General features: G+C 34.2%; 1 protein-coding gene. It reads right to left on the bottom strand.

Annotation, left to right across the window (positions count from 1 at the left end; genetic code table 11):
- Nucleotides 1–1,007 (bottom strand): ketol-acid reductoisomerase (gene ilvC / locus LJD32_RS14930; protein WP_175302129.1); only part of this gene is annotated, 1,007 nt, incomplete at its 3' end.
- Between the last annotated feature and the right edge of the window lie 21 nt (nt 1,008–1,028).

Genomic DNA, 1,028 nt, shown 5'->3' with positions numbered 1-1,028 from the left:
ATTAATTTATCTTCATCAGACCAAGAATATAATTTTCTGATTTCTTTTCCGACTTTTTCTGATTCATGTTCTGCAGCTAATTTTCTCATTGCTTTGAAATGTGCTTGTCCTCCAGCTGCTGACATGTCTAATAAGAAGTCTTTTGCGAATGTTCCATCTTGGATATCTTTTAAGATTTGTTTCATTGCTTTCTTTGTATCTTCTGTGATGATCTTTGGTCCTGTAATATAATCTCCATATTCTGCTGTATTTGAAATTGAATATCTCATTCCTTCAAATCCTGATTGATAGATTAAGTCTACAATTAATTTCATTTCATGGATACATTCAAAGTATGCATTTCTTGGATCATATCCTGCTTCTACTAATGTTTCAAATCCTGCTTGCATTAAAGCACATACTCCACCACATAAGACTGCTTGTTCTCCAAATAAGTCTGTTTCTGTTTCTGTTCTGAATGTTGTTTCTAATACACCTGCTCTTGCTCCTCCAATTGCTAGTGAGTATGCTAATGCGATGTCTTGTGCTTTTCCTGTGTAGTCTTGTTCTACGGCTACTAGACATGGTGTTCCTTTCCCTGCTTGATATTCACTTCTTACTGTATGTCCTGGTGCTTTTGGTGCAATCATTGTTACATCAACATTTTTTGGTGGTACGATTTGATTGAAATGAATATTGAATCCATGAGCAAACATGAGCATGTTTCCTTCTTCTAGATTTGGTTCAATTGATTCTTTATATAATTTTGCTTGTAATTCATCGTTGATTAAGATCATGATGATATCTGCTTTTTTTGCAGCTTCTGCTGATGTACAAACTTCAAATCCTTGTTCTTCAGCTCTTTTCCATGATTTTGATCCTTCGTATAATCCTACGATGACTTTTACTCCTGATTCTTTTAAGTTTAATGCATGTGCATGTCCTTGTGATCCGTATCCAATGATGGCTACTGTTTTCCCATCTAATAATGATAAGTCACAATCTGATTCATAAAAAATTTTTGCCATTTTTAATGTCCCCCTTAATTT

The organism is Faecalibacillus sp. TM498, assembly GCF_020589955.1.
In the GTDB taxonomy this organism is placed as follows: Bacteria; Bacillota_I; Bacilli_A; order Erysipelotrichales; family Coprobacillaceae; genus Faecalibacillus; species Faecalibacillus intestinalis.
This window is presented reverse-complemented; position numbering and strand designations above follow the sequence as displayed.